Origin of the sequence: Kribbella sp. NPDC004536, from assembly GCF_042873835.1 — a bacterium.
Lineage (GTDB): Bacteria > Actinomycetota > Actinomycetes > Propionibacteriales > Kribbellaceae > Kribbella.
The window spans coordinates 850,024-874,905 of sequence record NZ_JBIALY010000002.1 but is presented as its reverse complement, the minus strand read 5'-3'; the positions used below and the strand labels follow the sequence as shown (position 1 = coordinate 874,905).

Genomic DNA, 24,882 nt, shown 5'->3' with positions numbered 1-24,882 from the left:
CTGGCACCCGGCCGGACGAGGGAGCCGACTGTGGGAACATCCGTGCTTTTCATCCATGGGCTGTGGCTGCACGCCACGTCGTGGGAACCGTGGCTGGCCCGGTTCCGCGAAGAGGGGTACGACGCTGAGGCGCCGGGCTGGCCGGGCGACGCCGAGACCGTCGAGGACTCCCGCCGGGACCCGGAGGCGATCGCGGACCACGGCATCGACGACGTCGTGAAACACTTCGCCGGCCTGATCGACGCGCTGCCCGAACCGCCGATCCTGATCGGTCATTCGTTCGGCGGGATGATCGCCCAGAAGCTGCTCGGACAGGACCGCGCCAGGGCCGCGATCGCCATCGACGCCGCCCAGATCAAGGGCGTACTGCCCGTACCGCTCTCGGCGCTGCGTGCGACGCTGCCGGTGTTCAAGAACCCGGCGAACAAGCACCGCGCCGTGTCTCTGACCACCGAGCAGTTCAGATTCGCCTTCGGGAACGCGGTGTCCGAGGAGGAATCCGCCGAGCTGTACGACCGCTGGACCATCCCGGCGCCCGGCCGGCCGTTGTTCGAGGCCGCGGCGGCGAACTTCACTCCGCACTCGCCCGCCGAGGTCGACACCGCCAACCAGGGCCGTGGCCCGCTCCTGCTGATCGCCAGCGGCAAGGACCACACCGTTCCCGAGACGGTGACCCGCGCGACGCTCAAGCAGTACCGGCACTCCGAGGCGGTCACCGAACTCAAGACGTTCCCGGACCGTGGGCACTCGCTCATCATCGACTCCGGATGGGGCGAGATCGCCGACACCTGCCTCACCTGGCTGCGAGCGCAGTCGCTGTGAAACTTGGTCTGGACGGCAAGACTGCTGTGGTGACCGGTGCCAGCAAGGGCATCGGACATGCCGTGGCGCGTGCGCTGCTCGACGAAGGTGCCTTCGTCGGCGCCGGGGCGCTCAACGGTTCCGCCGAGCTGACCGCGCTGACAGACGGCGGCCGTACGATCTCCGTGCTCGGTGACCTCACCACCACGGCGGGCTGCCAGGCGCTCGTCGACGAGACCGTGGACCGCTTCGGCGGCATCGACGTACTCGTCAACAACGTCGGCGGTGTCCGGCCGCGGACCGAGGGGTTCCAGTCGGTGACGGACGACGACTGGCAGTGGGCGCTCGAGGTCAACCTGCTTTCCGCCGTTCGCGCGACCCGGGCCGCACTCCCCCATCTGATTCGGGCAGCGCCGTCGACGATCGTGACGATCTGCTCGGTCAACGCCTCGCTGCCGGATCCGGGGGTGATCGACTACAGCGCTGCCAAGGCCGCGCTCCGGAGCTTCTGCAAGTCGCTGTCCAAGGAGCTCGGACCGGCCGGCGTCCGGGTCAACACCGTCAGCCCCGGCCCGGTCGAGACAGCGCTCTGGCTCGGACCGGGTGGGGTGGCGGAGACCGTTGGCTTGGCGCAGGGTGTGGACGCTGCTCAGGTGCGTGAGGCGGCAGTGGCGGATACACCCACGCGGCGGTTCACGCATCCGGACGAGGTCGCCCAGGTGGTGATGTTGCTCGCCTCCGCGGGCAACATCACCGGTACCGACGTACTGATCGACGGCGGCATGGTGACCACCGTGTAGGTGCCGGCCTAGGACTTGGCGGGGCCGGAGTCCGGCAGGTCGGCGTAGTCGGGCAGGTCGACGCCGTTGAGGGCGCGCTCGACCAGCGCGGTGAACGCCTCCATGTCGGGCTCGGCCTCCGGCTCGGCGTCGGGTCCAGCGTCGGGTCCAGTGGCGGGTTCAGTGGCGGCGAGGCTGTCCACGTGCATCCGGCCGATCTCCTGACAGGCCTCGACCATCGACCGCAGCCGTGCCTCGTACGCCGCGAACCCGGCCTCCGGATCCCAGTCGGCAGCGGCCAGTTCGCCGGCGAGCAGATACGCACCGACCAGGGCCAGCCCGGTCCCCTGTCCGGACATCGGCGACGCGCAGTACGCCGCGTCGCCGATCAGCCCGACCCGTCCGACGTGCCAGCGCTCCATCACGACCTGCGCAACCTGATCGAGGTAGAAGTCCGGAGTCTCGTCCAGGTGCGCGAGGATCCGCGGCGTCAACCACCCGAGGTCGGCCATCCGCTCGCGCAACAGGCGCTTCTGACCTTCGATATCGCGGAAGTCGACGTCGAGCTCGGCCGCGGGGAACGAGAAGATCGCCATCGCGCGGGTCGCGTCGTTGATCGGCCGCAGACCCGCGGAACGCCCGGTCTCGCGCTCCTGGTAATCGACCATCCAGCGGTCCAGCCCGAACTCGTTCGGCACGCTGTAGAAGGCCAGTACCAGCCCGAGGTGGTGGAGGAACTGCTCGCGCGGCCCGAAGATCGTCGAGCGGACGGCGGAGTGCAGCCCGTCGGCCCCGACCACCAGGTCGAACCGCCGTTGGCCACCGCTCTCGAACGTGACGTCGACCCCGTCCGCGTCCTGGGTCAGCTCGGCGATCCGGTCGCCGAAGACGTACTCGACCCCGTCGCGCGTGTCGTCGTACAACACCTCCGACATGTCCCCGCGCAGGATCTCGATCTCCGCGATGTACCCGTCGCCACCGTCGTCGGTAGCGCTGTAGGACTCGAGGACGTTACCGTCAGCGTCCACGGTGTGCGCACCGGCGGTGTCCGTACACGCCGCGCGCACGGCCGCGTCCAGGCCCATCCGCCGGATGACCTCCTTGGCCACGCCGCGCGCGTCCACCGCCTGCCCGCCGGGCCGGAGCCCCGGCGCCCGCTCGACGACGGTCACCTCGGCACCGCGCCTGCGCAACCAGTGCGCCAGCGCCGGGCCGGCGATACTTGCCCCCACTACCAACACCGTCGGATTGCCCACTGCTCCCCCTCGCCCGTTCGGATCAAGGCCCAGATCGTACAGCGCTCCGGGGCCGACGTCGGCCCGTCCTGGCCGTCACCCCGGGCGTGTGGCCGAGTAATAGGTGAGGAACATGTCGACCCCGCTCTCGATCAGGTCGGCAGTGCGTTTCCTGGTGAACCGTTCGCCGTACGCGATGTGGGTGAAGTGCGGGTAGAGGACGAGCCCGTAGAGCTGGACCAGCGCGAGGTCGATGTCCGGAATGTCGAGTTCACCGGCGTCGACGCGTTTGCGGAACTCCGCCGCGAGAATGGCCGACGTCGGCCCCGGGCCGTGCGCCTTCCAGGCCTGACCGAGCTCCGGGAACCGCTCCGCCTCGCTCGCGACGAGGTTGCGGAGGGCAAGCACCTGCGGCTGCGCCATCCCCGCGACCCAGCCGCGGGCGGTCCGGACGAGGATCTCGCGGATGTCGTCGGACCCGGCCAGGCTCTTGCGCAGCGCCGCCGTCGGCCGTTCGAGAGCTTCCTCGAGCGCGTCGTTGACGACCGCGAGGAACAGGTCGCGCTTGGTGCCGAAGTGGTTGTAGATCGTCACCTTCGACACGTCGGCGCGTTCGGCGATCAGGTCGATGCCGGCCTCGAAACCGCGGGCCAGGAACACCTCGCGGGCAGCCGCCAGGATCGCCTGCCGCTTGAGATCGGCACGCTCACCGCTGGGCGGGCGCCGTCGGACATCGGTCATCTCCGCAGCATAGCAGGTAACTGAACTATCCAGTTCATTTGAACTGAACTGTTGAGTTCATCTGAACTGAGTCGTACAGTTCAGGTATGTCCCGAACCGATCGATCCGCCGCGCGGCTGGCCCTGCTGTCACTCGCGATGCTGATCGTGTCGCTGGACCAGTACATCGTCGTCGTCGCGCTACCGGAGATCGGCCACGACCTGGGCTACTCGGCCCGGACCCTGCAGACGGTCATCACCGCGTACACGATCACCTCCAGCGGGCTCTTCCTGTTCGGCGGGCGCGCCGCGGATCTGCTCGGCCGGCGCCGGATCCTGGTCACCGGGCTGGCCGTCTACGCCGTGGCTTCGGCCATCGGCGGGCTGGCAACCGCACCACTCGTCCAGCTCGCCGGCCGGGCGCTGCAGGGTCTGGGTGGTGCGTTGGTCTTCCCGAGCACCTTGGCGATCATCAACACCAGCTTCACCGAGGGCCGGGACCGCAATCGCGCCTTGAGCGTCTGGAGCGGCGCCGGTGCGGCCGGGCTCGTCATCGGAGTCCTGCTCGGCGGCCTGCTCACGCACGCCTTCGGGTGGCGGGCGGTGTTCTTCGTCAACGTTCCGCTCGCCGCCGTCGCGATCGTCCTGTCCTTCGTACTCGTCGATCCGGACCGGGTCGGCGGCACGGGCCGGCGGTTCGACGTACCGGGCGCGCTGAGTGTCACCGCGGCGATCACCCTGCTCGTGTTCGCGCTCGTCCACGGCTCCGACGCGGGCTGGGCCTCGGCGCAGATCGTGGTCTCCGGCGTCGCCGGACTGTTGCTACTAGCAACCTTCGTGCTGATAGAGCGCCGCACCGCGGATCCGCTGCTGCCGCTGCACCTCCTGACCAGTCGCAGCCTCGTCCTGGCCACCGCGGTGGCGTTCATGTTCGCCGGCACGTTCGGGGCGTTGCTGTACTTCCTTTCCATCTATTTCCAGGACGTCCGGGGATACGACGCCCTCGCCACCGGCCTGGGTTTCCTGTTGCCGACAGTCGTCGTGGTCTCCGGTTCGGTGCTGGCGGGTCGGGTGGTCACCCGGATCGGCGTGCAGCGTACGTTGTACGGCGCACTCGCGGCCGGCGCCGCAGGAGCGTGCTGGCTCGGGCTGACGCTCACGCCGGCCGGTTCCTACCTCTGGCTGGTGCCTGGCCTGATCGCGGTCAGCATCGGCGACGGCGTGGTGTTCACGACCATGTTCATGGCCGCGTCGACCGGGGTCGCCGACCAGCAGCAGGGAGTCGCCTCGGGCATCGTCACCACCGGTTCCGGCGTCGGCGGAGCGCTCGGCCTCGCCGTACTGGTACTGATCGCCAACGCCGCCGGACCCGCTGGGGACGCTTCCCGCACCGCCGCCGGCATCCGAACGGCCGTCCTCACCATCGCAGCCGGGATCGTCGTCACCCTCCTGATCACGTTCGCGGCTCGACTTGGGTGCCGCGGTCGGCAGCCGGTTGCTTGAGCAACGCCAGGGCGATTGCTGGGAACACGAGGACCGACAGCAGGCCCGCGCAAACCAGGGCGGCGGCGGTGATGGGGGTCATCAGCCCGGTTGCCACACCGATCTGTGTCGCGGTCACGATGAACGGCAGCGACGTCGCTTGCAGCAGTGCCGTCGCGGTTGTGGCCCGGGGGCCGAGCGATCGGACGGCGAGGTACGCCGGAACACCGCGGACGACCAGCAACGCGATCAGGAACAGCGGAACCCGGACCAGCGCGGACGGAGCACCGAGCAGACCGCCCAGGTCCAGCCGGAGTCCGCTCGTCACGAAGAACACCGGAATCAGGAACCCGTACCCCAACGCCTCGAGCTTGATCCGGAAGCGTGGATGCGAGGTGGCGTCCCGGTCGACCAGCCCGACGACGGCTCCGGCGAGGAACGCGCCGAGGATCGTCTCCAGCCCGAACTGCTCCGCCAGCGCGACGAACGCGACCAGCAGCACGACGGCGGCGCGGACCCGGATCTCGGCCGTGGTGTCCTGCAGCCGCAGCAGCACCCCGCCGAGCCGCTGCGACCGCCGGGCGGTCGCGATCACCAGACCGGTGACGGCGACGAGTACGGCGAACAGGCCGACCATCACGAGCCGTTCGCCCGCGCTGCCGCCCTCGGTCGAGAAGACGAGGGACAGGACGAGGACCGCGGCGAAGTCGGCGACCGATGCGGCCGCGATCGTGAACTGCCCGACGGTACTTTCGGACCGCCCGGCGTCCTTGAGCACCGGTACGACGAGTCCGAGCGAGGTCGCGGACAGGGTGACGGCGAGGAGCAGCGCGCTGTGGACCCAGCCGACGGCGGACAGTCCGAGGCCGGTGAGCGTACCCAGCACGAGGGTGACGAGGTAGCCCAGTACCGCCAGCCGGAGTACCTGCCCGCGGAGCCGGTGGACGTCGATCTCCAGGCCGGCCAGGAACAGCAGGAAGCCGAGCCCGAGCAGCGCGACGATCTGCACCGGCAGGTCGATGCCGATCAGTCCGAGCGCGTGCGGCCCGAGGATGATCCCGGCGACGATCTCGAGGACCACGGCCGGCACCCGCAACCGCGGGGCGAGTCCGAGCAGCAGCGGTGCGAGCAAGGCGACCAGTGCGACCGCGAACAAGTTGGTGAACTCCACGTCCGGCATACCGGATCAGTGCCACCAGGAGCGCCGGACGTTACGTGTCAGCCGCGCGGAAAAGTACGGAACGCCTCGATCAGCCGGTCGCGGGTCTGTTCGGAGAGGTGTTCCGGTTCGACCTGTCCGACCTCGGCGGCCGTCCGCCGGATCTGCTCGACATAGATCGCGCAGCCGTCGCAGAGCGCGAGGTGCTCGGCGAAGCGCTCCGCGGTCTCGGGATCCAGCGCACCGTCGAGGGAGGCGGTGACGAGTTCGACGATCTCGGCGCACGTCATACGTCAGCTCCGGCCGTGGTGAAGTAGCGCTCGAGGTGGCCGCGGACGGCGGCCCGGGCGCGGTGCAGCAGGACGCGCTGGTTGGCCATCGAGATTTCCAGCAGCGCGCACACGTCCTCCGCGGCATGCCCGTCGATGTCGCGCAAGGTCAGGACGACCTGCTGCCGGATCGGCAGGTTCTCGATCGCGGCCGCCACCGTCGACCGGACCTCGTGGGCGAGTACCTCGCTCTCGGTGGTCGGCCAGCGGTCGGGGAACGTACGCCATCCACCCGGGTACTCCTCGCCCGAACCCCGGAACCGCTGCGGGTCGACCGTCGGCCCGTGATCCGGAACGAGGCTCGTCCACGGCACGCTGCGCTGCTCGCGCGCCGCCCGTTTGCGGGCGATGTTCACCAGGATCCGGTACACCCAGGTGCGCAGCGACGACCGGCCCTCGAAGCGCTCGATCCCCTCGAACACCGCCAGCCAGGTGTCCTGTACGACCTCCTCCGCGCTGGCGGTGGTCGACACGAACGACCGGGCCAGGCGCAGCATCGAACCCGACCAGCCGTTCAGCAGGCACGCGAAGACCTCCTCGTCCCCGGTTCGCAGCCCGGCGACCAGCGCGTCGTCCGTCGGCACCCCCACAGCCCGACGGTACCGCAGTCGTCTCAGCGGTACTCCGGGTTCTCGAAGTCGAAGCGGCAGCCGGCGTCCCACTCCGAGCGCTGGTTGCCGTGCGCGGGCACCCCGCCGGCGTCCTTCAGCATCCGGGCGAAATGCAGCAGGTTCCAGGTCATGAACGTGGTGTTGCGGTTGGTGAAGTCGTTGTCCGGCCCGCCGGAGCCCTCGTCCAGGTACGACGGCCCCGGTCCGGCCTCGCCGATCCAGCCGGCGTCGGCCTGCGGCGGGATCGTGTACCCGAGGTGCTGCAGCGAGTACAGGACGTTCATCGCGCAGTGCTTCACGCCGTCCTCGTTCCCCGTGATCAGGCAGCCGCCGACGCGTCCGTAGTACGCGTACTGCCCGTGTTCGTTCAGGATCGACGAGTTGCCGTACAGCCGTTCGATCACCCGTTTGGTGACGGAGCTGTTGTCGCCCAGCCAGATCGGCCCGGCGATCACCAGGATGTCGGCGGCCATCACCTGCTCCTGGATCGCCGGCCACGCGTCGGTGGCCCAGCCGTGCTCGGTCATGTCCGGCCAGACACCGGTGGCGATGTCGTGGTCGATCGCGCGGACCACGTCGACCTGGACGCCTTGCTTCTCCAGGATCTTCCGGCTGACGTCGATCAGGCCTTCGGTGTTGCTCACCGCCGGGGATCGCTTCAGCGTGCAGTTGACGAACAGCGCGCGGAGGTCGTCGTACGAGGTCATCCTTGGCTCCTCAGAGCAGTTCTGGGTCCTGCTCGACACAGAGCAGGACCGGTCCGGTGGTGGCGAACAGTTCGGTCATCGCGGCGGCCAGGTCCTGCCGGCGGGTGACCCGCAGACCGGTCGCGCCGCAGAGTTCGGCGTACGACGCCCAGTCGGGGTTGTGCAGGGACGTGTGCCAGACCGGGTAGTCGGCAGCGAGTTGTTCCTTGCTGATCTTGCCGAGCGAGTGGTTGTCGAGCAGTACGTGCTTGATCGGGATCCCGTACTTGACCGCGGTCGTGAGCTCGGCGGCGTACTGCGCGAACCCGCCGTCGCCGGTGACCGCGACGATCGGCCGGCCGGGTGCGGCGGCCCATGCCCCGAGCGCCGCCGGGTACCCGAACCCGATCGAGCCGAGGTAGCCGGACATCAGCACCGGCTGGCCCTTGGACTCGAGGTAGCGGCCGAGCGAGTACGCATGGTTGCCGACGTCAACGGTCACGACGGCGTCCGCGGGCAGGTGTGTGGACAGCGCGTCGAACACCGCGGCGGCCGAGACACCCCTCCCCCGGTCGTCGTCGACGCGGCGACGTTTCTCGGCCCGCCAGATCGCCCAGCGTTCGGCGACATCCGGGCGCTGGTCCTCGGCCTTGGCGTCGGTCAGCCTGCCACTGAGCGCGGACAGCGCCAGTCGGGCGTCGCCGAGTACGTCTACCGCGACCGCGTCGAACCGGCCGATCGCGGCGTGGTCGTCGTCGATCTGGACGATCGGTTTGTACGCCGCGATGCCGGTGTGGTTCGAGAACGACGCGCCGACCACGATCAGTACGTCCGACTCGTTCATCAGCCAGCTCGCCACCGGCGTACCGCTGCGGCCGAGCACTCCGGCGCCCAGCGGATGGGTGTCGGGCAGGAGCCCTTTGGCCTTGAACGTGGTCAACACGGGCGCGTTCAGACGCTCGGCGAGTTCGCGGACCTCGGTCTCGGCACCGCGGGCGCCGTGGCCGACGATCATCACCGGCCGGCGGGCGTCGCCGATCAGCGCGGCGGCGCGGGCGAGGCTGTCTTCGTCCGGCACACTCCGGCGTGGGGACAGCCGGCCTCGCGGATTCCTGGGCGCCGCGTCGGACGGTTGTACCTGCACCTCGTCCGGCAGCACCAGGTGTGCGACACCGCGGCCGTCGACCGCGTGCTTGACCGCCAGCGCGGCCAGCTCCGCGTGATCGCTGCCGGCGTTCACCGACGTACTCGACACCGCGACGTCCTTGAAGACCGCGGTCAGGTCGAGGTCCTGGAACGCGCCCCGGCCCAGCCACTTCGAGGGCACCTGCCCGGAGATCGCGAGCACGGGAGCGCCGTCGAGCTTCGCGTCGTACAACCCGGTCAGCAGGTTGGTCGAACCCGGACCGGCGATCGCGCAGCACACCGCGGGCCGGCCGGTCAGCTTGCCGTACGCGCCGGCCGCGAAGGCAGCCGCCCCTTCGTGCCGGATGCCGATGTACGTCAGCTCGCCCCGGTCCTCGGCGCGGCGCATCGCGTCCGCGAACCCGAGGTTCGAGTGCCCGACCATGCCGAACACGTGCGTCACACCGTGGGCGACCAAGGTCTCGACGAGCACGTCCGCGACGGTCCTTTGCGGTGCGGGCAGCTCCGGGAGCTGCACGTAGACCCCGTCCGCTCTTTCGTCCACCGGGTACGACGACACGCTGTCGGAGAACCCTTCCGGCGGCTGCCCGCTGATCGGGTCGTAGTCGTACCCGTGCCACGGGCACCGCAACAGCCCCTTCTCGATCGAGCCCTCGCCGAGCGGGCCGCCCTGGTGCGGGCACTTGTTCTCCAGCGCACCGAGTCGCGCCCCGCACCGGGCCATCGCGATGCTCCGGCCGTCGACCACCACGCTGCGGACCCGGCCGTCCGCCGGTACGTCGACCTCGTCCACCCGATGCCAGTTGCCTGTCATGTAACGTCTCCCACCCTTGGTGACACGGACCGTCTGAAAGAACAGTGCCGTCCCGGGGCGCTGCGTTACAGGAGGAGACTGCCGACATGGACGAACGTTCGCTGGCCGTAACCCGCCGCTCCCTGCACGGCGTCGCCGAACTGGTGCTGGCGGGACCGCAGTACCGCAACGGCAACGGCATCCGGTTACGCGTCGTGCCCGGCGGCTTCAGCACCCTCGACGGCGCGGTCCGGGTCGACGGCGAGCTGCTGGTCACGCCAACGAAATCGGTCGGGTTGACCGGGACGTACGCCGAACTGGCGGCCGCGGCCGGTCTCGAGCCACGCGCGCTCGACGATGTGTACTCCGGCGGCCCCGGGGTCTCGCCCGACGAACGACTGAGCGTCGACCCGGCGGCGGCCCGGCTGCTCGAGGACGCCTTCGCCCGCGGCGACGCCGCACTCCGAGCGCTCGCGCCGGACCAGACCCCCGTTCTCTGGCCCGAGCACTTCGACGTCGGGATCACCCTCGACGAGGTCAACTACGGCGTCTCCCCCGGCGACGACCAGCTCCCGGAGCCGTACGCGTACGTCGGCCCTTGGACACCGCGTACCGGCGACTTCTGGAACGTCCCGTTCGGCGCCGCACGACCACTCGCGGAACTCCCCGACATCCTCGACTTCTTCGCGACTGGTCGATCCCTCGCGGCCACGTAACCCCTTTCGGTTGCCTTACCGCTACTGCCGGGGGCTGCTCCGGCGGTTGATAATCGGGGCATGCCTGGGGATGGGCTGGTCGGGCGTCGGCTGGCGGTCACCGCAGTACACGCGGAGATCGACAGAGCTGTCACGGGTCTAGGAGGCGTGCTCCTGCTCGTCGGAGACGCCGGCATGGGCAAGACCGCGCTGGCCGGCGAAGCCGTCGGCTACGCCCGAGCCCACGGCGCGACCGCCGTCTGGGGAACCTGCTGGGAGGGCGAAGGTGCACCGGGGTACTGGCCGTGGATCCAGGTCGCCAGGGAACTGACCAGCGACGTGGCCGCACCCGAGTTCACCTCGGCCGCAGGTGTACTGAGCGACGACGCCGCGGCGCGATTCCGGACGTACGACCTGACCGCGCGGTACCTGCGCCGGCATGCGGACCACGGGCTGGTCGTCGTACTCGACGACCTGCACTGGGCGGATGTGTCGTCGCTTCGCCTGCTGCTGTTCGTTGCCCGGCAGTTGCACGACGTCGGCGTACTCGTGATCGGAACCTGTCGCGACGTCGAGTTCAGCGCCGCGGACGGAGCGGTGCGGCTGCTGCTCGCAGAGCTCGCGGGCCAGTCGGAGCTGATCCACCTGAGCGGCCTGGCGACGGACGAGGTCGGTGAACTGATCCACAAGACCACGAGCGAACGGCCGCCAGGTGCGCTGACGCGGATGGTGCACGAGCGTACGGCGGGCAATCCGTTCTTCGTCCAGCAGGTCGCACGGCTGCTTGCGGCGCGCGGAACCGACCTCGACCACACCTCAGCCGGAGGCGTGCCGCCGGCTGTCGGCGAGGTACTCCGGCGACGCCTGGCCCGGTTGCCGAGCGAGGTCGTGGACATCGCAGGTACGGCGGCGGTCATCGGCACGCAGGTCTCGATCGACACGCTCACGGCTGTGTCCGGAAAGGCTCTCGACGACGTCCTGCGAGCCCTCGACATCCTGGTACCCGCGGGTGTCCTGGAGCCCGACGCACCAGGTGCCGTTCGCTTCGCGCACGCGTTGTTCCGCGAGGTCCTGTACGACGGCCTGTCGGCAACAACTCGTGCCGTACTGCATCTCGCCGTCGCCGAGTCGCTCGAGGCCGACCGGGACGCGCCGGCCGCCGAGATCGCCGGGCACCGAGTCGCAGCGCTGCCCGCCGGCGATCGGGCGCGCGCCGTCACCGCACTCGTCGAAGCGGCCGCAGACGCCGGCGAGCGGACGGCGTACGACGAAGCCGCCGGTCTGCTCGCCCGCGCGATAGAAGTTGCCGGCGGCAAAGGAGTCGTCGACCTGGACACCCTGTGTGCGGGCGCGGAGGCGCTGCGCCGGGCGGGACAGGGGCCTGCCGCACGGGAGCTGTTCGGCATCGCCGCGGCCCGCGCCCGCGCTGCGGGCGACCAGGTCGTACTCGCCCGGGCTGCCTTCGGCGCGCATCGGGTCCCGACCCGCACCGAGACCTGCCGCGCCGACGTCGTCGCCCTCCTCGAGGAGGCACTCCGCGGCTCGCCCGGCGGATGGTTGCTCACGGCATCCTTGGCGCGCGAGCTGTCCGACGGCCCGGACCGCGACCACGAACGGGCTGTTCGGCTGGCCGAATCCGCGGTGGCAGGCGCGCGCGCGGACGGCGACAACGTCGCGCTGGCGTACGGGCTGTTCGCCCTCGTCGACGTGCGGTGGAGACCCGGCACCGCGACCGAACGGCTGCGCCTCGCCGCGGAACTCGCCACGGCGGCTACCGCGGCGGGCGAGACCGAACTGCTCCTCGAGGCCAAGCTGTCGAGTCTGGTGGCGCGACTGGAGCTGGGCGATCCGGCCTTCGCCGACGAGGTCGACGGTTTCGTCCGGCTCGCCGAGCGGACCGGGATCCCGCACTACCGCTACCTGGCGCTGTCCCGGGTCGCGACGCGCGCAACGCTCACCGGACCGTACGAGCTCGCCGACGAGCTCATCGAGAACGCCGCGGGGTACGGCGAGCGGATCGACGAACCGGACACCTGGGGCGTTGAGGCCAGCCAGCTGATCGGGCTCGCGATGCTGCGCCACGACTGGACCCGGGTCAGTGCGCTCGCCGCGACCCGCGGCGAGAACCTCACGCCGCCGGAGTTCACGGCGCACGAGCAAGCCTGGCTGTTGATCGAGGCCGGTGACCACGCGGCGGCCGCCGCGGTCGTCAGCTCGCTGCCGCAGCGATCAGCTCTGTACCGCTGGAGGCACGCCGCGCTGCTGACGGCGGAGGCCGAGCTCGCCGCGGCCGTACGCGACCAGAAGCGCTGTGCGGATCTCTACCAGCGGCTGTTGCCGCTGGCCGACGAGTTCGCCGTCGTCGCCGCTGCGGTCTTCACCACCGGTCCGGTCAGCCTTCAGCTCGGCCTGCTTGCCGACGCGCTCGACCGCCCCGAGGACGCAGCTGCCCACCTCGAGGACGCGGCCGCACGCAGCGACCGACTGGGCGCAAGGCTGTTCGCCGCACGGGCCCGTTCCGAGCTCGCCAGGATCACCGACCGGGACACCGGCAACGTGTTCCGGCGCGACGGTGACGTCTGGACCCTCGGGTACGCCGGGTTGACCGTCCAACTGCGGGACGCGAAGGGCCTCCGCGATCTCGCCGTACTGCTCGCCACGCCGGGCCGGGAGGTGTCCGCGGCCGAACTCTCCGGCGACCAGCTACCGCAGCTCGGCGCCGACCCCGTACTCGACGAACACGCTCGCGCGGCGTACCGGGCCCGGCTCGCCCAACTCGACGACGAGCTCGCTGTGGCCGACTCCGACGGCGACGCCCAGCGTTCCAACCGGCTGAGCTCCGAACGCGATGCATTGGTGCAGGAACTTGCGCATGCCACCGGCCTGGCGGGTCGCCGGCGGCGGCTCGGCGACAACAGCGAGCGGGCCCGCAGTACGGTCACCGCCCGGATCCGGGACACGCTCAACCGCATCGAGCGGGTTCACCCCGCGCTCGGCGCCCACCTGCGTGCGGGCGTCAGTACGGGCACGTGGTGTAGCTACCGGCCCGCGGAGACCGTGCGGTGGACCGTCTCACGATCGTGAGACGCGATCTCACGCCCCCTGGGTAAATCCCGAACCGAGGAGAACCCCGATGGACGAGCAGAAACTGGAAGCGGCAGCCGGCAAGGTGTTCGGCGAACTGGGCGTGGCCATCACCGGCCCGCTGATCGTGCTGGGCGACCGGCTCGGCCTCTGGGCCGCGCTGGCGGGCGCCGGCCCCCTGACCTCCGCCGAGCTGGCGGCCCGCACCGGCACGGTCGAGCGGTACGTCCGTGAGTGGCTGCGCGGGGTCGCCGTCGCCGGCTACGTCGACTACGACGCCACCGACGAGACGTTCACACTGCCGGACGAGCTGGCGGCGGTGATCGCGACCGACGACAGCCCGGTCTCGATGATCGGGGTCTTCCCCGGCTTCGTGGCGCTGTGGAACGACCTCGATGCCGTCGAGGGCTACTTCCGCAGCGGCGGCGGGATGAGCTGGGGCGACCACCATCACGCACTCAACGACGCGCAGTCACGCTTCACCCGGCCCACCTATCGGACCGCCCTGGTCGAGGGCTGGATCGCCGCACTCGACGGTGTCGCGGACCGGCTACTGTCCGGCGGACGGGTTGCCGACGTCGGTTGTGGCCAGGGCGTCTCGACGATCGTGATGGCCGAAGGATTCCCGGCGGCGTCGTTCGTCGGCTTCGACCACGGCGACGCACTGGTGGCCGCGGCCCGCAAGGCAGCGAGCGAGGCCGGCGTCGCCGACCGGGTCAGCTTCGAGGTGGCGGACGCGTCCGCGTTCCCGGGCGAGGGCTACGAGCTGATCACGTTCACCGACTCGCTGCACGACCTCGGCGACCCGGTGGCCGCCGCGGCTCAAGCCCGTACGGCGCTCGCGCCCGGTGGCACCTTGATGGTGATCGAGCCGCTCGCCGCGGACCGGCTGGAGGACGACTTCGCCAACCCGTACGCCCGGATCGGCTACGCGATCTCGACGCTGGTCTGTACGCCGTCGTCACTCGCTCAGCCGGGTGCCGCCGCGCTGGGGACGATGGCGGGCGAAGCCAAGCTGCGTGAGGTGCTGACCGCGGCCGGGTTCCAGCACATCCGCCGGGTCGCGCAGGACGCGGCGCCGTTCAACATCGTCCTGGAGGCCCGGGCATGACAGCCGACCTGTCGCTGCTGGACGCCACCGACCAGGCCGGTCTGGTCCACCGCGGTGAAGTCACCGCGGTGGAGCTGGCCGAGGCTGCGATCTCCCGCATCGAAGCGCTCGACCCGGTGCTGAACGCCGTGGTCACCCCGATGTTCGAGCAGGCGCTCGACGCCGCGAAAGCCGGTCCGTCGGGTCCGTTCGCCGGCGTGCCGTACCTGCTGAAGGACCTCGCCTGCGAGTTGCGCGGCGTACGGTTCACCGAGGGCTCGCGGTTCCTCGCCGGCAACGTCTCGACGTACGACTCCGAGCTCGTCGTCCGGCTCCGCCGGGCCGGGCTCGTGATCGTCGGGAAGACCAACACCCCGGAGTTCGGCATGGCGCCCGCCTGCGAACCCGTCCTGTTCGGCCCGACCCGCAACCCGTGGGACACCGGTCTGTCCACCAGCGGCTCCAGCGGCGGATCCGCCGCGGCGGTTGCCGCCGGCCTGGTTCCCTTTGCCCACGGCAACGATCTCGGCGGTTCGCTGCGCTACCCGGCGTCCGCGTGCGGCCTGTTCGCGTTGAAGCCGACCCGGGCGCGCAACCCGCTCGGACCGGAGTACGGCGACGTCGCGGCCGGCGCCGCGGTCGAGCACGCGCTCACCCGGTCCGTACGGGACAGCGCGGCCCTGCTCGATGCCACCTCCGGGCCCGCCCCCGGCGATCCGTACTGCGCACCGGCGCCGGACCGGCCGTTCCTCGACGAGGTCGGACGCGAGCCGGGGCGGCTGCGGATCGGATTCACCGCTCGCACCCCGTCCGGCGACCTCGGACACCCGGACTGCGTTGCCGCCGTCGAGCACGCCGCCCGGCTGTGCGAGTCACTCGGCCACGACGTCACGGAGGTCAGCTGGCCGGAGTTCACCCCGGAGGTACACGCGGCGATCGGCACGATGCTGGACGGGACGACAGCCTGGATCCTCCAGTACTGGATCCGCCGGGTGGGTCGCGAACCCGGCCCTGACGAGATCGAGCCGCTCACCCGTGCGCTCTGGGAGCGCGGCCGGCAAGTCACCGCTGCCGACTGGCTGGTCTCGGTCGAGGAGCTCCAGCGGTTCAGCCGGCGGATCGCCCGATTCCTCGGCACCGTCGACACGTTCCTCACTCCCACGATGTCCACGCCGCCGCTGCCCATCGGCACGATCTACTCGACTCCGGACCAACCGTGGCGGTCGGTCGAGGTCAGCGGCCCGGCCGTCCGGTACGCGGGCATCGTCGCCAACCTCACCGGGAACCCGGCGATGTCGGTGCCGCTGTGGCACAACGCCGCCGGCGTCCCCATCGGCGTACATTTCCTCGGCCGGTACGGCGACGAGGCAACCCTGCTCCGGCTCGCTTCCCAACTCGAAGCAGCAGCTCCCTGGGCCGGCCGGATCCCAACCACTCACGCGCATCACCTGTTGACTGGCCAGGCATCGTTGGGCCGGGCGACGTGACGGCCTCGCCAGCGGGACGTGAACCCCGGGGGCTGCCGCATCAGCGTGCGAAACACCCACGTAGTGCCGCGGGCCGCCACGTCGCGTCTGTGGTTACCCGGCTGCGGTCAGGCGTCGAGCTGCTGATGCCGTCCGGAGCCGGTCACCGCGATCCGTCGCGGCTTGGCCTGCTCCGCGATCGGGATCCGCAGCGTCAGGACGCCGGCGTCGTAGTGCGCCTCGATCCTGTCGGTGTCGAGCGTCTCCCCCAAGAACAACTGGCGGGAGAACACCCCCAGTGGCCGCTCCGCGACCTGCATCTCGACGTTCTCGGGGACCTCCGGTGGGCGCCGCTCGGCCTTGACCGTCAGCACGTTGCGCTCGACGTCGAGCTCGATCGCGTCCGGCGCGACACCGGGGAGATCGAAGGCGATCACGTACTCGTCGCCCGACCGATACGCGTCCAGCGGCATCGGATTCGGCTTCGACCAGGTCCCCTGACTCCCTGCAGTACTCAAGAACTGCTGCGTCAGGCGGTCGAACTCCCGGAACGGGTCTGTGCGCATCAACATCTGTCTGCACCTCCTGATCATCGACGTGACGGGTGGTGTCAACACGCAGTTCTGTTCTAGCATGTCATCGAAACGATGACAAGCTCAGTTGTCACCGTTTCGACGACGGGACGGATACGGATGGACGAACTACTGCAGACACCCGGTGCCTTGGAGGAGGCCGACACGGCTCAGCTCCTGGCTGCGCTGACCGCCCTGCACGAGCTCCGCGCGTACTTCGATCATTGGGAACCGATCCTGATCGACGCCGCCCGCGACCGCGGCGCGACCTGGGCCGACATCGCACCGACCCTCGGCGTGGCCAGTCGCCAGGCCGCCGAACGCCGCTATCTCCGGTTGAAGCCGCACGCGGGCGATCAGCCCGGCATCACCCGCGAAAGCCGGGTCCAGGCTGCCCGCGACCGCCGCGCAGGTGACCGCGCGGTGGCCGGTTGGGCTCGCGACAACGCCGCCGCCCTGCGCGAACTGGCCGGGCAGGTCACTGCCGTGTCGGGCGATCCGTCGACCTCGGCCCGCAGCGACGCCGACATCGCCGGTATCCGGGACGCCCTGGGTGGCGACGACGCCTCCGACCTCGTCGAGCCGCTGACCGCGGCCGGCCCCGGTCTCCGCGCCGGCCACCCGGACCTCGCCGACCGGATCGCCCGCCTGACCGAAACCACCGACACGATCCGCACCCGCCGCACCCCACCCAAGTAGCGCATGTCCCCCAGAAGGTCCGGGTACCGGGTGGCGTCGGTGGCCGTTCCGTTCGGGAGGTCGGCATGGATCAGCCCACGAGTTCCTCGAACGAGAACAGTGGTACGACGCGGTACAGCACAGTGTGGCGATGCACGTGCTATGGCGTCGGCATCATCGGGGTGGTTCTGGCGGGTCTGCTTCTGTCGGGCATGGTCCTGGCCGTGGTCGGCGTCGCGGTGCTCGTGGTCGGAGCGACGGCGGCGACCGCGTACGGGGTCGACGACGACCCGCCACCGTCCGGCTCGAGAACACGAGCCGTCTGCAACGCGATGGTGGGCGCCGCCGTGGTCGGCGTCGCGTTCGGACTCAGTACGATCCTCGGCCCCGGGGTGGTGCTGCTGTGCGTCGCGCTGGCTCTGACCTCGCCGCCCGCCGTGCGCTGGTACCGCGCGAAGTCCGGGGCCTCCCACCATCCTGAGCAGGCAACCCGTCCGACGCTCGAGCTGTGCCGCGAATGGCACGACAGCTTCGAGGCGCTGGCCCACGCGACGACTACCAACGCCCGGCTCCGGATCGTGATCGCTCGCGAACGCTGCCTCGACGAACTCGAACGCCGCGACCCCGAAGGCCTGCACGCCTGGCTCGAATCATCCGCCAGCGCCGCCGGCGACCCCCGCAGCTTCCTCACCGACCCGACCACCGGCGATCAGTAACCGCCGCCGCCCCCACCGCCGCCACCGCCGGCGAAGAGCAGCAGAACGACGACCACGACCACGATCGCCACCGCAACGGCAATCCACAACGCCCTACGCCGCGTCTGAGTAGCCATCTCACGCCTCGCTTCCTGTGCCTACATCTCACTTCACGTAGCCAGCAAGGGTTCGGTTCATTCACGGCTCGTCCTGCCGTCGTCGAGCCGGGGATGATGGGACGGTGAACCCATCGTCGAAGGGTTGGCCGGTTGTGCTTGTGCATGGGTGGCCGGTGACTGAGCGGCACTGGCGGGAGCTGGTGCCGGCTCTGCGTGCCGGCGGGTTCGATCCTCTTGCGGTCACGCTGCCGGGGCTCGGCAAGGCGGCGGAGAGCGGGACCAGCTTCAGGAAGAGCGATCTCGCCGGCTGGCTGAGGAATCAAGTCGCCGGACTCACGCGGTTCTCGCTGGTCGGTCACGACTGGGGTGGCACGGTTGCGCTCCTACTGGCCGCGATGATGCCCGAGGCCGTGAACGCGATCGTGATCGAGGAGGAGGTTCTCCCCGGGATCGACGTGGACATCCCCGCACCTGGGTCCGAGTACTACCCGAACTGGCATGGCCCGTTCAACCGTGCCGCAGGGCTGGCCGAACAACTCGTCCCGGGCCGCGAGGACGCTTACTACGGGACCTTCCTCCGCCAAAGCGCCGGCCCGGCCGGCCTGGCCGCGGGCACAATCCGCTCGTACGTCGACGCCTACACCACGGCCGACGCCTTGAACGCCGGCCTCGCCTACTACCGCTCACGCGCCGCCGACATCACCGACGTACGCGAACTCGAGGCCAACCCGATCCACACACCGGTCCTGGCTATCGGCGGCCGCTACGCCCTCGGCGCCGCCGTAGCCGACGGGCTCCGAACCCTGGCGACCAACGTCACCGGCATCGTCCTCGACCAAGCCGGCCACTACCCCGCCGAACAACAACCCGAAGCCACAGCCCGGGCCGTCGTCGACTTTCTACTTGGTGCGGGCGGCGACCGCGCGTAGGTGTTGCGGATGGGGTTTGAGGACGTGGTCGGCGTACTCGGGGTGTTTGGGGAGCCAGGCAGCCACATACGGGCAGACGGGGACGATGGTGTAGCCGTGGGCGATGACGTCTTCGACCGCGGCGCGGACGAGTACGGAGGCCAGGCCTTGACCGCCGTACTCCTCGTTCACGCCGGTGTGGAAGAGGACGCGCTGGACGCCGTCGGCTGATTCGACGTCGACGTAGTCCTCCTCGCCGATGACCTGGTCCGCGGCATCGTGGTCGATCAGGACGTACCGGAACTCCTCCGGCCGACTCTGTACTTCGAAACGCTCGTCGGGCACGCTCCGCATCCTAACCGCCGGGCCTGCGGTCAGGAGCGGCCCTCGATCGCGTGGACCGAGTTCTGGAAAGCCTTCACGAGTACGCCCTTGCCAACAGTCGTGATCAAGACCGCGAAGATCCGCCCGCCGAGGTTCTTACCGTCGCGGACCGCCGTGTAGTCGACGTCCGTCGTACCGTCCGCCAGGGGCGTCAGGTCGTACACATGACTCGACTTGCTGCTCCAGACATTCGAGTCGGTGGTCGTCAGTACGACGTGCCGCGGATCGGACCAGTCGTACGTCAGCCGCTCCCACACCCCGCGCGATCCCTCGGTCACGTCGGCGTGGTCGACGCCCTGCTCATGTACGACCAGGTCCTTGTCAGCGCTGTTCCCGAACACCTCACCCCGTCCCGGTCCGAAGTCCGTCAACCCCGCGACGAACTGCTCCGGCGTGGCCTTGATGTTCGCGTGCAGGTGGATCGTCGCCATCTCTGTTGCTCCGTCAGATCGGCAGCGGGTCGTAGTTGGCGCCGAACGGGGCGTCGGGGCGCTCGAACTCGCCGAGCAGGGCGCGCCGCAGGGGCGTGGTGCGTTCGAGGAACGCCGGGTCGTTGCTGAAGCGATCGGCAGGGCGGACCCACGGTGGGCTGTAGACGTAGTGCGTGGTGAAGCGGTCGTAGTCGCCGTCGTGGCGGAAGGTGCGGTGCCAGACGCCGTTGTGGAACACCAGCGCGGCCCCGGCCTCGGCGCACACGACGTGGCCGATCGCGATGTCGTCGTTGTTCTCGCGGATCGTGTCGGGCAGCCCGACCCTCGAACGGTGGCTGCCGGGAATCAGCTCCATGTTGCCCGTACCCGGCACGGTCTGGTCGGTGAGCAGGTACGACACGCGAAGCTGGAGCAGCGGAACCGGATATCCCAGGTCCCTGAAGTCGAACGCGGACGACCCGTCCTGATGCCAGCCGCCGTTCCCCGCGTGGGCCGGCTGCATCGTGTTCCACCCGGCCTGCAACACGAACCGGTCCCCGAGCAGCCCCTGCACCTTCGGCAGCACATCAGGATGATCGATCAGCCGCTCGAGCACCGGTTCGCTCTCGTACGTCCGCCCGATCTGCCCGAAGGCGCGCTCACGGCTCTCGTGCAGCCGCCGAGACACCTCGTACGCCTCGGCGGCCTCGTCCTTCGTCAGCACGGCGGGAATCAGGAAGTATCCCCACGACTCGAAGATGAAGCGATCAGTCTCGGTCAACGGACCCTTGCCAACAACGGGATCGAGCATCAATCCGTCCTCTTCTCCTGGTTGTCGTCCTTGTCCAGGTTACGAGGCATCAGGCTGGGTCGACTACTTCCTGGCAGCCGACACGAATTCGGTGGTGTAGGTCTTGGTGATGTCGATCGTGTCCTTCTTGGGCTTCACCGACGGCGAGAACGAGCCCAGGACGGTGAGTGCGTTCTTGGCGCCGTCCGCGTCGATCTTGCCGTCGGCGGTGAACATTCCCTTGGAGTCGTTGATCGACTTGGTGTAGAGGGTCTTGTCGCTGCCGGCGTACTCCGCACGAAAGCATCGGCCAGCTTTTGTACGACGGCCTTGTGGGCGGACACGTAGTCGCAGCTCATGTAGAGCGAGCTGGCCGGATACAGACCGCCGAGAGCCGACTTGGTGCCGGATTCGGTGCGCATATCGAGCAGGCCGCGCTCACCGACGACGGCCGCGCGACGCTGAGTCTCCGCTACGGTTCAACGGGCCGTCCGGAGCACGAGTACGTCTGGCTGGGCAACTGAACTACGGATGAGGGTGGCGGCGACCAGACCGAGCCCCCAGCCGGCCATGACGTCGGTCGGCCAGTGGAAGTGCAGGACGACGGTCGAGACTCCCACGACCGCGGAGATCACCGGGATGAACCACGCGGTGAACGTGGCGAGCCGGGTGCCGGAAGGGACGACGAGGGCCGCGGCGATGGTCAGCAGCGCGAAGCTGCCGGCCGTGTGGCCGGACGGGAACGACATCCCGTGCGCGGCGAGTTCGTCGACCTGCGAGCGCGGGGCCGATCGCCCGATGGTTGCCTTCGCCAACCAGATCGTGGCCTCCAAGGCAACCAAGCACACGGCGGCCCGGATCAGCGGCTGGACAGTGCGGCGGCGCAACAGGTGGACGATCGCGGCGCCGACCAGCGCAACCGTGAGCACCCAGGGGCCGCCGATGTCGGACACGAGTCGCCAGCCGAGCGGCTGATGGGCCGGCGGCTGAGCGCCCATCAGTGCCGTACGGTCCCAGTGCCGTAACGGTCCGTCGAGAACGACGTCGGCCAACGCCCAGAGGAACACCACCGCGCCGATCACGATCGGGAGCTTCGAAGTCGTTCTGTGGTCGGCCATGGTCCGAGCGTAGTCAGGCACCCGAAGTGTCAACCGTCCGAACGATCCCGGCGTCGACCTCACGTGGGAGCACATCGCCGTACGTTCCGGGCCAAGAACAGTTCGCAGGCGATCCTGCTGACCGTGCTGAGTGCACTCCTCCCAGGCCTCGGGCTCGTCCTCAGCGGGCGGCGCCGGGCCGGAACGATCGTGCTGATGGTGACCGCGGCGCTCGTCGGCGCGGCCGCATACCTCGGCCTCGCGCAGCGTGACGCCGTACTGCAACTAGCGGTCGACCCGAACCGCTTGCTGATAGCAACAGGGCTCGTCCTGCTCCTCGCCGTGGCCTGGATCTGGGTCGTTGTCGTCTCCCACCGGTTGCTCCGGCCGCTCACCCCCACGACGCTCGGCCGGTTGGCGGGCGCGCTGGTCGTCGGCCTGGTGTGTTTCGGCATCGCCGTACCCTCGACCATCGCGGCGCAGACCGTGATGGCGCAGCGGAACCTGGTCGGCAGCGTGTTCCAGTCCGAGGGCAATTCGAAATCCGCGACCCGTCCGGCGGTCGACGCGAAGGATCCGTGGGCGAACACGCCGCGGCTGAACATCCTGCTGCTCGGCGCCGACGACGGCGCGGGCCGTACCGGTACCCGAACCGACACCGTGATGGTCGCGTCGATCGACACGAAGACCGGCAACACCAAGCTGATCTCGCTGAGCCGGAACTGGATGCGGATGCCGTTCCCGGCGAACTCTCCGCTGCACAAGGTGTACCCGGACGGGTTCTGGGATCCCAGCCTCGGCAGCGGCGAGCAACCGCAGTACTACCTCGACGCTATGTACGACACGATCCCGAAGAAGTACCCCGGCATCCTCGGCCCGACCGACAACGAGGGCGCGGACGCCGTGAAGCTGGCCGCGAGCGCGGCGCTCGGCCTGAAGATCGACTACTACCTCCAGGTGAACCTGGCCGGCTTCCAGCAGATCGTCGACGCGGTCGGCGGGATCACGGTGAACGTCAACTACCGGGTGCCGATCGGCGGCGAGTACGGCATCGGTCCCGGCGCGAACGCGCCGAAGAAGCCGTCCGGCTACATCGAACCCGGGCCGAACCAGCACCTCGACGGCTTCCACGCGCTGTGGTTCGCCCGCGGCCGGTACGGGCTGAGCGACCCGTCCCGCCAGGAACGGCAGCGCTGCACGATCCATGCCTTGGTCAACAGTGTCTCCTCCGCGACGCTGGTCACGAAGTACCAGCAGATCGCTGCCGCCAGCCGGCAGATGCTGCGCACTGATATTCCCCAGGAACTGTTGCCGGCTCTCATCCAGCTCGGGCTGAAGGTCAAGCAGGCCGGCGTCTCCGACATCGACCTGGACAAGGACAAGAACTTCCCGACCGGCCGCGATCCGAACTACGCGGCGATGCGCGCCATCATCCAGAACGCCCTCGCCCCGAAACCACACCGGACCACCGCCGCAACGACGTCGAAAAAGCATGTCGCGACGCAGAACCTGAACGACGCCTGCGCGTACCACCCCGAGGACAATGGCACCTGACCACTTGCCCACCCGGGGTCGCGGGCGCAGGCTGACCTCAGGGGGAACGATCATGCCTGAACAACTCACGCTGACTCGCGACGATCACGTCCTGCGGTACACGCGGGCCCTGTCCCTGTGCATCGTGCCGTTCCTCGTCGCGGGCTTCGTGATCCTGTACTTCTTCCCCGAGCACACCAAGCACCTGTGGGCGTGGCCGCTGCGCCCGAGCATGACCTCGATGGTCCTCGCATCGGCGTACCTCGGCGGCGCCTACTTCTTCCTCCGCGCCGCACTCGAACGCCGCTGGCATGTGCTCTCCCCCGGCTTGTTGTCCGTGACAACCTTCGCCACGCTCCTCGGCGTCGCGACGGTGCTGCACTGGAACAAGTTCAGCCACGGCAACCCGGCCTTCTGGATCTGGTCGGCGTTGTACTTCGCCGCCCCGTTCCTCGTCCTCGGCGCGTGGCTGGCCAACCGCCGGTACGCCGCCCCTCCTGACGACCTTCTGCCCGTGGCGGCGCGTGCCGCGATCACGGCCCTCGGCGTACTCGCAGTGCTTCAAGGTGCCGCTATGTACCTGGCACCGGCCACCTTCCTGCCGCTGTGGCCGTGGATGCTCACGCCGTTGTCCTGCCGGACTCTGGCCGCCGTCTCCTGTCTGGGCGGCGCCGGCCTCGGCTTCTGGCGTGACGCCCGCTGGTCGACGCTGAACCGGATGCTGGAGGTGGAGATCGTCATGGTCGGCGCGATCCTGGTCGCCGCGCTCCGGGGTCACGATCAGCTCGACGGATCGAAGCCACTCGCCTGGCCGATGCTGATCGGGTTCTCGGCGCTGTTCCTGGTCTCGGTCCTCGTCCGGTTCCGTCAGACCCGGCTGGCGCGGCGGTAGTCGGACGGCGAGCGGCCTGTGTGGTTGGTGAAGACGCGGCTGAGGTAGAAGGCGCTTCGGTACCCGGACTGTTCGGCGATGGTCTGCAGGGTTTCGTTGGTCTCGGCAAGGAGTTGGCGGGCCTTCTGCAGGCGGATCCCGCGGAGGTACTGCACCGGTGTGACGGTGTGGGCGGATTTGAAGCGGCGGGACAGCTGGGCAGGACTGATGCCCAACTGGTCCGCCAGGCCCGCCAGTGAGAGGTCCGGTGCGGTGAAGTGATCGTGCAGGTAGGTCGTTGCCTGCTGCACCAACTTGTCGCCGGGCTGCTCGCGATGAGCGCGCAGTGCCATCAGGACGAGGTCGGTGACCACATGGGCCGCGATCAGGTCGGTGAAGTCGTCCTCGAGCATCGTCAGGTCGGCGCGGAGACGGTCGAGGTCGTGGAGCCGGGTACGGCCGGCCGGCGGCTGCAGCGAGGTACTGAAGCGGGCGTGGAAGATGGCCGCCGGGCTCTGCATCCGGCGGTGCAGGGACCCGCCGGGCGGACAGATCACGAGGTCGCCGAACCTCGCGGATCCGGGCTGCACGCCGGTCACTTCGAACGCGAACGAGCCGCTCCTCGGCAGCAGCAGGCTCCACGTCTCGTACGTGTCGACGGCGAGGGTGAACTGCTCGCGGCGCGGCGCCAGCAGGTACCCGTCCAGCGTCAGCATGGCAAGAAAGTACATGCAGATGCTCAAAACGGCT

At 69.6% G+C, this 24,882-nt stretch carries 27 protein-coding genes; 12 read left to right on the top strand and 15 right to left on the bottom strand.

The features are described 5' to 3' along the window. The first annotated feature begins 42 nt into the window (after positions 1-42). Positions 43-822, top strand: coding sequence for an alpha/beta hydrolase (locus ACFYRU_RS18930; RefSeq protein ID WP_387660300.1), 780 nt, complete (start codon positions 43-45; stop codon positions 820-822). Further along, complete coding sequence (locus tag ACFYRU_RS18925; protein WP_387660297.1) at positions 819-1,601, top strand: SDR family NAD(P)-dependent oxidoreductase; 783 nt, start codon at positions 819-821, stop codon at positions 1,599-1,601. Before ACFYRU_RS18930 ends, ACFYRU_RS18925 begins: the two co-directional genes overlap by 4 nt. An 8-nt stretch (positions 1,602-1,609) precedes the next feature. Here the strand turns inward: ACFYRU_RS18925 and ACFYRU_RS18920 are convergent, their stop codons facing one another. Both ACFYRU_RS18920 and ACFYRU_RS18915 read right to left on the bottom strand, forming a co-directional pair. Further along, on the bottom strand, positions 1,610-2,812 hold the full coding sequence (locus ACFYRU_RS18920; RefSeq protein WP_387660294.1) for an FAD-dependent monooxygenase: 1,203 nt from the start codon (positions 2,810-2,812) through the stop codon (positions 1,610-1,612). 99 nt (positions 2,813-2,911) lie between these two features. Beyond that, positions 2,912-3,556: a TetR/AcrR family transcriptional regulator gene (locus tag ACFYRU_RS18915; RefSeq protein WP_387660292.1), complete on the bottom strand. Its 645-nt coding sequence runs from the start codon at positions 3,554-3,556 to the stop codon at positions 2,912-2,914. Between the two features lie 86 nt (positions 3,557-3,642). Here ACFYRU_RS18915 and ACFYRU_RS18910 point away from each other — a divergent pair, with 86 nt between their 5' ends. After that, on the top strand, positions 3,643-5,037 hold the full coding sequence (locus tag ACFYRU_RS18910; protein WP_387660289.1) for an MFS transporter: 1,395 nt from the start codon (positions 3,643-3,645) through the stop codon (positions 5,035-5,037). Here ACFYRU_RS18910 and ACFYRU_RS18905 read toward each other — a convergent pair. The 5 genes from ACFYRU_RS18905 to ACFYRU_RS18885 are packed head-to-tail and all read right to left on the bottom strand — an operon-like array spanning position 4,988 to position 9,761. After that, positions 4,988-6,196, bottom strand: a complete 1,209-nt coding sequence (locus tag ACFYRU_RS18905) for a cation:proton antiporter (RefSeq protein WP_387660286.1) — start codon at positions 6,194-6,196, stop codon at positions 4,988-4,990. The two genes, ACFYRU_RS18910 and ACFYRU_RS18905, sit on opposite strands and share 50 nt — an antisense overlap. Before the next feature lie 38 nt (positions 6,197-6,234). Then, positions 6,235-6,465, bottom strand: coding sequence for an anti-sigma factor family protein (locus tag ACFYRU_RS18900; protein WP_387660283.1), 231 nt, complete (start codon positions 6,463-6,465; stop codon positions 6,235-6,237). Continuing rightward, complete coding sequence (locus ACFYRU_RS18895; RefSeq protein ID WP_387660280.1) at positions 6,462-7,094, bottom strand: RNA polymerase sigma factor; 633 nt, start codon at positions 7,092-7,094, stop codon at positions 6,462-6,464. The genes ACFYRU_RS18900 and ACFYRU_RS18895 overlap by 4 nt, the downstream gene beginning before the upstream one ends. A 23-nt stretch (positions 7,095-7,117) precedes the next feature. Next, the gene (locus ACFYRU_RS18890) at positions 7,118-7,822 is read right to left on the bottom strand and encodes a flavodoxin family protein (RefSeq protein ID WP_387660277.1); all 705 of its coding nucleotides are present in this window, start codon (positions 7,820-7,822) and stop codon (positions 7,118-7,120) included. 10 nt (positions 7,823-7,832) lie between these two features. Then, complete coding sequence (locus ACFYRU_RS18885; RefSeq protein ID WP_387660274.1) at positions 7,833-9,761, bottom strand: thiamine pyrophosphate-binding protein; 1,929 nt, start codon at positions 9,759-9,761, stop codon at positions 7,833-7,835. Positions 9,762-9,847: 86 nt separating this feature from the next. Here ACFYRU_RS18885 and ACFYRU_RS18880 point away from each other — a divergent pair, with 86 nt between their 5' ends. From ACFYRU_RS18880 to ACFYRU_RS18865, 4 genes are read left to right on the top strand one after another with little or no spacing between them, the layout of a single operon-like run. Beyond that, a complete protein-coding gene (locus ACFYRU_RS18880; protein ID WP_387660272.1) occupies positions 9,848-10,456 on the top strand; it encodes a hypothetical protein in 609 nt (202 codons plus the stop codon). A gap of 60 nt (positions 10,457-10,516) precedes the next feature. Beyond that, positions 10,517-13,519, top strand: coding sequence for an ATP-binding protein (locus ACFYRU_RS18875; RefSeq protein ID WP_387660269.1), 3,003 nt, complete (start codon positions 10,517-10,519; stop codon positions 13,517-13,519). 49 nt (positions 13,520-13,568) lie between these two features. After that, positions 13,569-14,630, top strand: a complete 1,062-nt coding sequence (locus ACFYRU_RS18870) for a class I SAM-dependent methyltransferase (protein ID WP_387660266.1) — start codon at positions 13,569-13,571, stop codon at positions 14,628-14,630. Continuing rightward, a complete protein-coding gene (locus ACFYRU_RS18865) occupies positions 14,627-16,096 on the top strand; it encodes an amidase (RefSeq protein WP_387660263.1) in 1,470 nt (489 codons plus the stop codon). Before ACFYRU_RS18870 ends, ACFYRU_RS18865 begins: the two co-directional genes overlap by 4 nt. A gap of 107 nt (positions 16,097-16,203) precedes the next feature. Here the strand turns inward: ACFYRU_RS18865 and ACFYRU_RS18860 are convergent, their stop codons facing one another. Then, the gene (locus tag ACFYRU_RS18860) at positions 16,204-16,647 is read right to left on the bottom strand and encodes an Hsp20/alpha crystallin family protein (protein ID WP_387660260.1); all 444 of its coding nucleotides are present in this window, start codon (positions 16,645-16,647) and stop codon (positions 16,204-16,206) included. Between the two features lie 120 nt (positions 16,648-16,767). On the opposite strand from ACFYRU_RS18860, the gene ACFYRU_RS18855 reads away from it, so the two are divergent. Then, on the top strand, positions 16,768-17,346 hold the full coding sequence (locus tag ACFYRU_RS18855; protein WP_387660257.1) for a hypothetical protein: 579 nt from the start codon (positions 16,768-16,770) through the stop codon (positions 17,344-17,346). 65 nt (positions 17,347-17,411) lie between these two features. After that, entirely contained in the window at positions 17,412-18,041 is a 630-nt protein-coding gene (locus tag ACFYRU_RS18850; RefSeq protein WP_387660254.1) for a hypothetical protein, read from the top strand. On the opposite strand, the gene ACFYRU_RS18845 is transcribed toward ACFYRU_RS18850, so the two are convergent. Then, a complete protein-coding gene (locus ACFYRU_RS18845) occupies positions 18,035-18,157 on the bottom strand; it encodes a hypothetical protein (RefSeq protein ID WP_387660252.1) in 123 nt (40 codons plus the stop codon). The two genes, ACFYRU_RS18850 and ACFYRU_RS18845, sit on opposite strands and share 7 nt — an antisense overlap. A 104-nt stretch (positions 18,158-18,261) precedes the next feature. On the opposite strand from ACFYRU_RS18845, the gene ACFYRU_RS18840 reads away from it, so the two are divergent. After that, positions 18,262-19,068 (top strand): alpha/beta fold hydrolase, encoded by an 807-nt coding sequence (locus ACFYRU_RS18840; protein ID WP_387660249.1) that lies wholly within the window; start codon positions 18,262-18,264, stop codon positions 19,066-19,068. On the opposite strand, the gene ACFYRU_RS18835 is transcribed toward ACFYRU_RS18840, so the two are convergent. From ACFYRU_RS18835 to ACFYRU_RS18815, 5 genes are all read right to left on the bottom strand, one after another. After that, positions 19,039-19,392 (bottom strand): GNAT family N-acetyltransferase, encoded by a 354-nt coding sequence (locus ACFYRU_RS18835; protein ID WP_387660246.1) that lies wholly within the window; start codon positions 19,390-19,392, stop codon positions 19,039-19,041. The genes ACFYRU_RS18840 and ACFYRU_RS18835 overlap by 30 nt on opposite strands. A 29-nt stretch (positions 19,393-19,421) precedes the next feature. Continuing rightward, positions 19,422-19,862 carry a hypothetical protein gene (locus tag ACFYRU_RS18830; RefSeq protein WP_387660244.1) on the bottom strand — a complete coding sequence of 147 codons (441 nt, stop codon included), beginning with the start codon at positions 19,860-19,862 and terminating at the stop codon, positions 19,422-19,424. 13 nt (positions 19,863-19,875) lie between these two features. Continuing rightward, positions 19,876-20,652, bottom strand: a complete 777-nt coding sequence (locus tag ACFYRU_RS18825) for a phytanoyl-CoA dioxygenase family protein (protein ID WP_387660241.1) — start codon at positions 20,650-20,652, stop codon at positions 19,876-19,878. A gap of 63 nt (positions 20,653-20,715) precedes the next feature. Beyond that, positions 20,716-20,868 (bottom strand): hypothetical protein, encoded by a 153-nt coding sequence (locus ACFYRU_RS18820; protein WP_387660238.1) that lies wholly within the window; start codon positions 20,866-20,868, stop codon positions 20,716-20,718. 242 nt (positions 20,869-21,110) lie between these two features. Beyond that, complete coding sequence (locus ACFYRU_RS18815; RefSeq protein ID WP_387660235.1) at positions 21,111-21,749, bottom strand: phosphatase PAP2 family protein; 639 nt, start codon at positions 21,747-21,749, stop codon at positions 21,111-21,113. 63 nt (positions 21,750-21,812) lie between these two features. On the opposite strand from ACFYRU_RS18815, the gene ACFYRU_RS18810 reads away from it, so the two are divergent. Next, on the top strand, positions 21,813-23,282 hold the full coding sequence (locus tag ACFYRU_RS18810; protein ID WP_387660232.1) for an LCP family protein: 1,470 nt from the start codon (positions 21,813-21,815) through the stop codon (positions 23,280-23,282). A 52-nt stretch (positions 23,283-23,334) separates the two neighbouring features. After that, a complete protein-coding gene (locus ACFYRU_RS18805; RefSeq protein ID WP_387660229.1) occupies positions 23,335-24,153 on the top strand; it encodes a hypothetical protein in 819 nt (272 codons plus the stop codon). On the opposite strand, the gene ACFYRU_RS18800 is transcribed toward ACFYRU_RS18805, so the two are convergent. Then, positions 24,129-24,848, bottom strand: a complete 720-nt coding sequence (locus ACFYRU_RS18800; RefSeq protein WP_387660226.1) for a helix-turn-helix domain-containing protein — start codon at positions 24,846-24,848, stop codon at positions 24,129-24,131. The two genes, ACFYRU_RS18805 and ACFYRU_RS18800, sit on opposite strands and share 25 nt — an antisense overlap. Between the last annotated feature and the right edge of the window lie 34 nt (positions 24,849-24,882).

Excerpts from the sequence above, each read along its gene's own strand:
- ACFYRU_RS18910 (WP_387660289.1), top strand. The coding sequence starts at position 3,643 with ATGTCCCGAACCGATCGATCCGCCGCGCGGCTGGCCCTGCTGTCACTC.
- ACFYRU_RS18825 (WP_387660241.1), bottom strand. The coding sequence starts at position 20,652 with ATGCTCGATCCCGTTGTTGGCAAGGGTCCGTTGACCGAGACTGATCGC.
- ACFYRU_RS18915 (WP_387660292.1), bottom strand. The coding sequence starts at position 3,556 with ATGACCGATGTCCGACGGCGCCCGCCCAGCGGTGAGCGTGCCGATCTC.
- ACFYRU_RS18900 (WP_387660283.1), bottom strand. The coding sequence starts at position 6,465 with ATGACGTGCGCCGAGATCGTCGAACTCGTCACCGCCTCCCTCGACGGT.
- ACFYRU_RS18870 (WP_387660266.1), top strand. The coding sequence starts at position 13,569 with ATGGACGAGCAGAAACTGGAAGCGGCAGCCGGCAAGGTGTTCGGCGAA.
- ACFYRU_RS18815 (WP_387660235.1), bottom strand. The coding sequence starts at position 21,749 with ATGGCCGACCACAGAACGACTTCGAAGCTCCCGATCGTGATCGGCGCG.
- ACFYRU_RS18860 (WP_387660260.1), bottom strand. The coding sequence starts at position 16,647 with ATGTTGATGCGCACAGACCCGTTCCGGGAGTTCGACCGCCTGACGCAG.
- ACFYRU_RS18820 (WP_387660238.1), bottom strand. The coding sequence starts at position 20,868 with ATGTTCACCGCCGACGGCAAGATCGACGCGGACGGCGCCAAGAACGCA.
- ACFYRU_RS18890 (WP_387660277.1), bottom strand. The coding sequence starts at position 7,822 with ATGACCTCGTACGACGACCTCCGCGCGCTGTTCGTCAACTGCACGCTG.
- ACFYRU_RS18885 (WP_387660274.1), bottom strand. The coding sequence starts at position 9,761 with ATGACAGGCAACTGGCATCGGGTGGACGAGGTCGACGTACCGGCGGAC.
- ACFYRU_RS18865 (WP_387660263.1), top strand. The coding sequence starts at position 14,627 with ATGACAGCCGACCTGTCGCTGCTGGACGCCACCGACCAGGCCGGTCTG.
- ACFYRU_RS18800 (WP_387660226.1), bottom strand. The coding sequence starts at position 24,848 with ATGCTGACGCTGGACGGGTACCTGCTGGCGCCGCGCCGCGAGCAGTTC.
- ACFYRU_RS18905 (WP_387660286.1), bottom strand. The coding sequence starts at position 6,196 with ATGCCGGACGTGGAGTTCACCAACTTGTTCGCGGTCGCACTGGTCGCC.
- ACFYRU_RS18830 (WP_387660244.1), bottom strand. The coding sequence starts at position 19,862 with ATGGCGACGATCCACCTGCACGCGAACATCAAGGCCACGCCGGAGCAG.
- ACFYRU_RS18855 (WP_387660257.1), top strand. The coding sequence starts at position 16,768 with ATGGACGAACTACTGCAGACACCCGGTGCCTTGGAGGAGGCCGACACG.
- ACFYRU_RS18845 (WP_387660252.1), bottom strand. The coding sequence starts at position 18,157 with ATGGCTACTCAGACGCGGCGTAGGGCGTTGTGGATTGCCGTTGCGGTG.
- ACFYRU_RS18880 (WP_387660272.1), top strand. The coding sequence starts at position 9,848 with ATGGACGAACGTTCGCTGGCCGTAACCCGCCGCTCCCTGCACGGCGTC.
- ACFYRU_RS18875 (WP_387660269.1), top strand. The coding sequence starts at position 10,517 with ATGCCTGGGGATGGGCTGGTCGGGCGTCGGCTGGCGGTCACCGCAGTA.
- ACFYRU_RS18850 (WP_387660254.1), top strand. The coding sequence starts at position 17,412 with ATGGATCAGCCCACGAGTTCCTCGAACGAGAACAGTGGTACGACGCGG.
- ACFYRU_RS18805 (WP_387660229.1), top strand. The coding sequence starts at position 23,335 with ATGCCTGAACAACTCACGCTGACTCGCGACGATCACGTCCTGCGGTAC.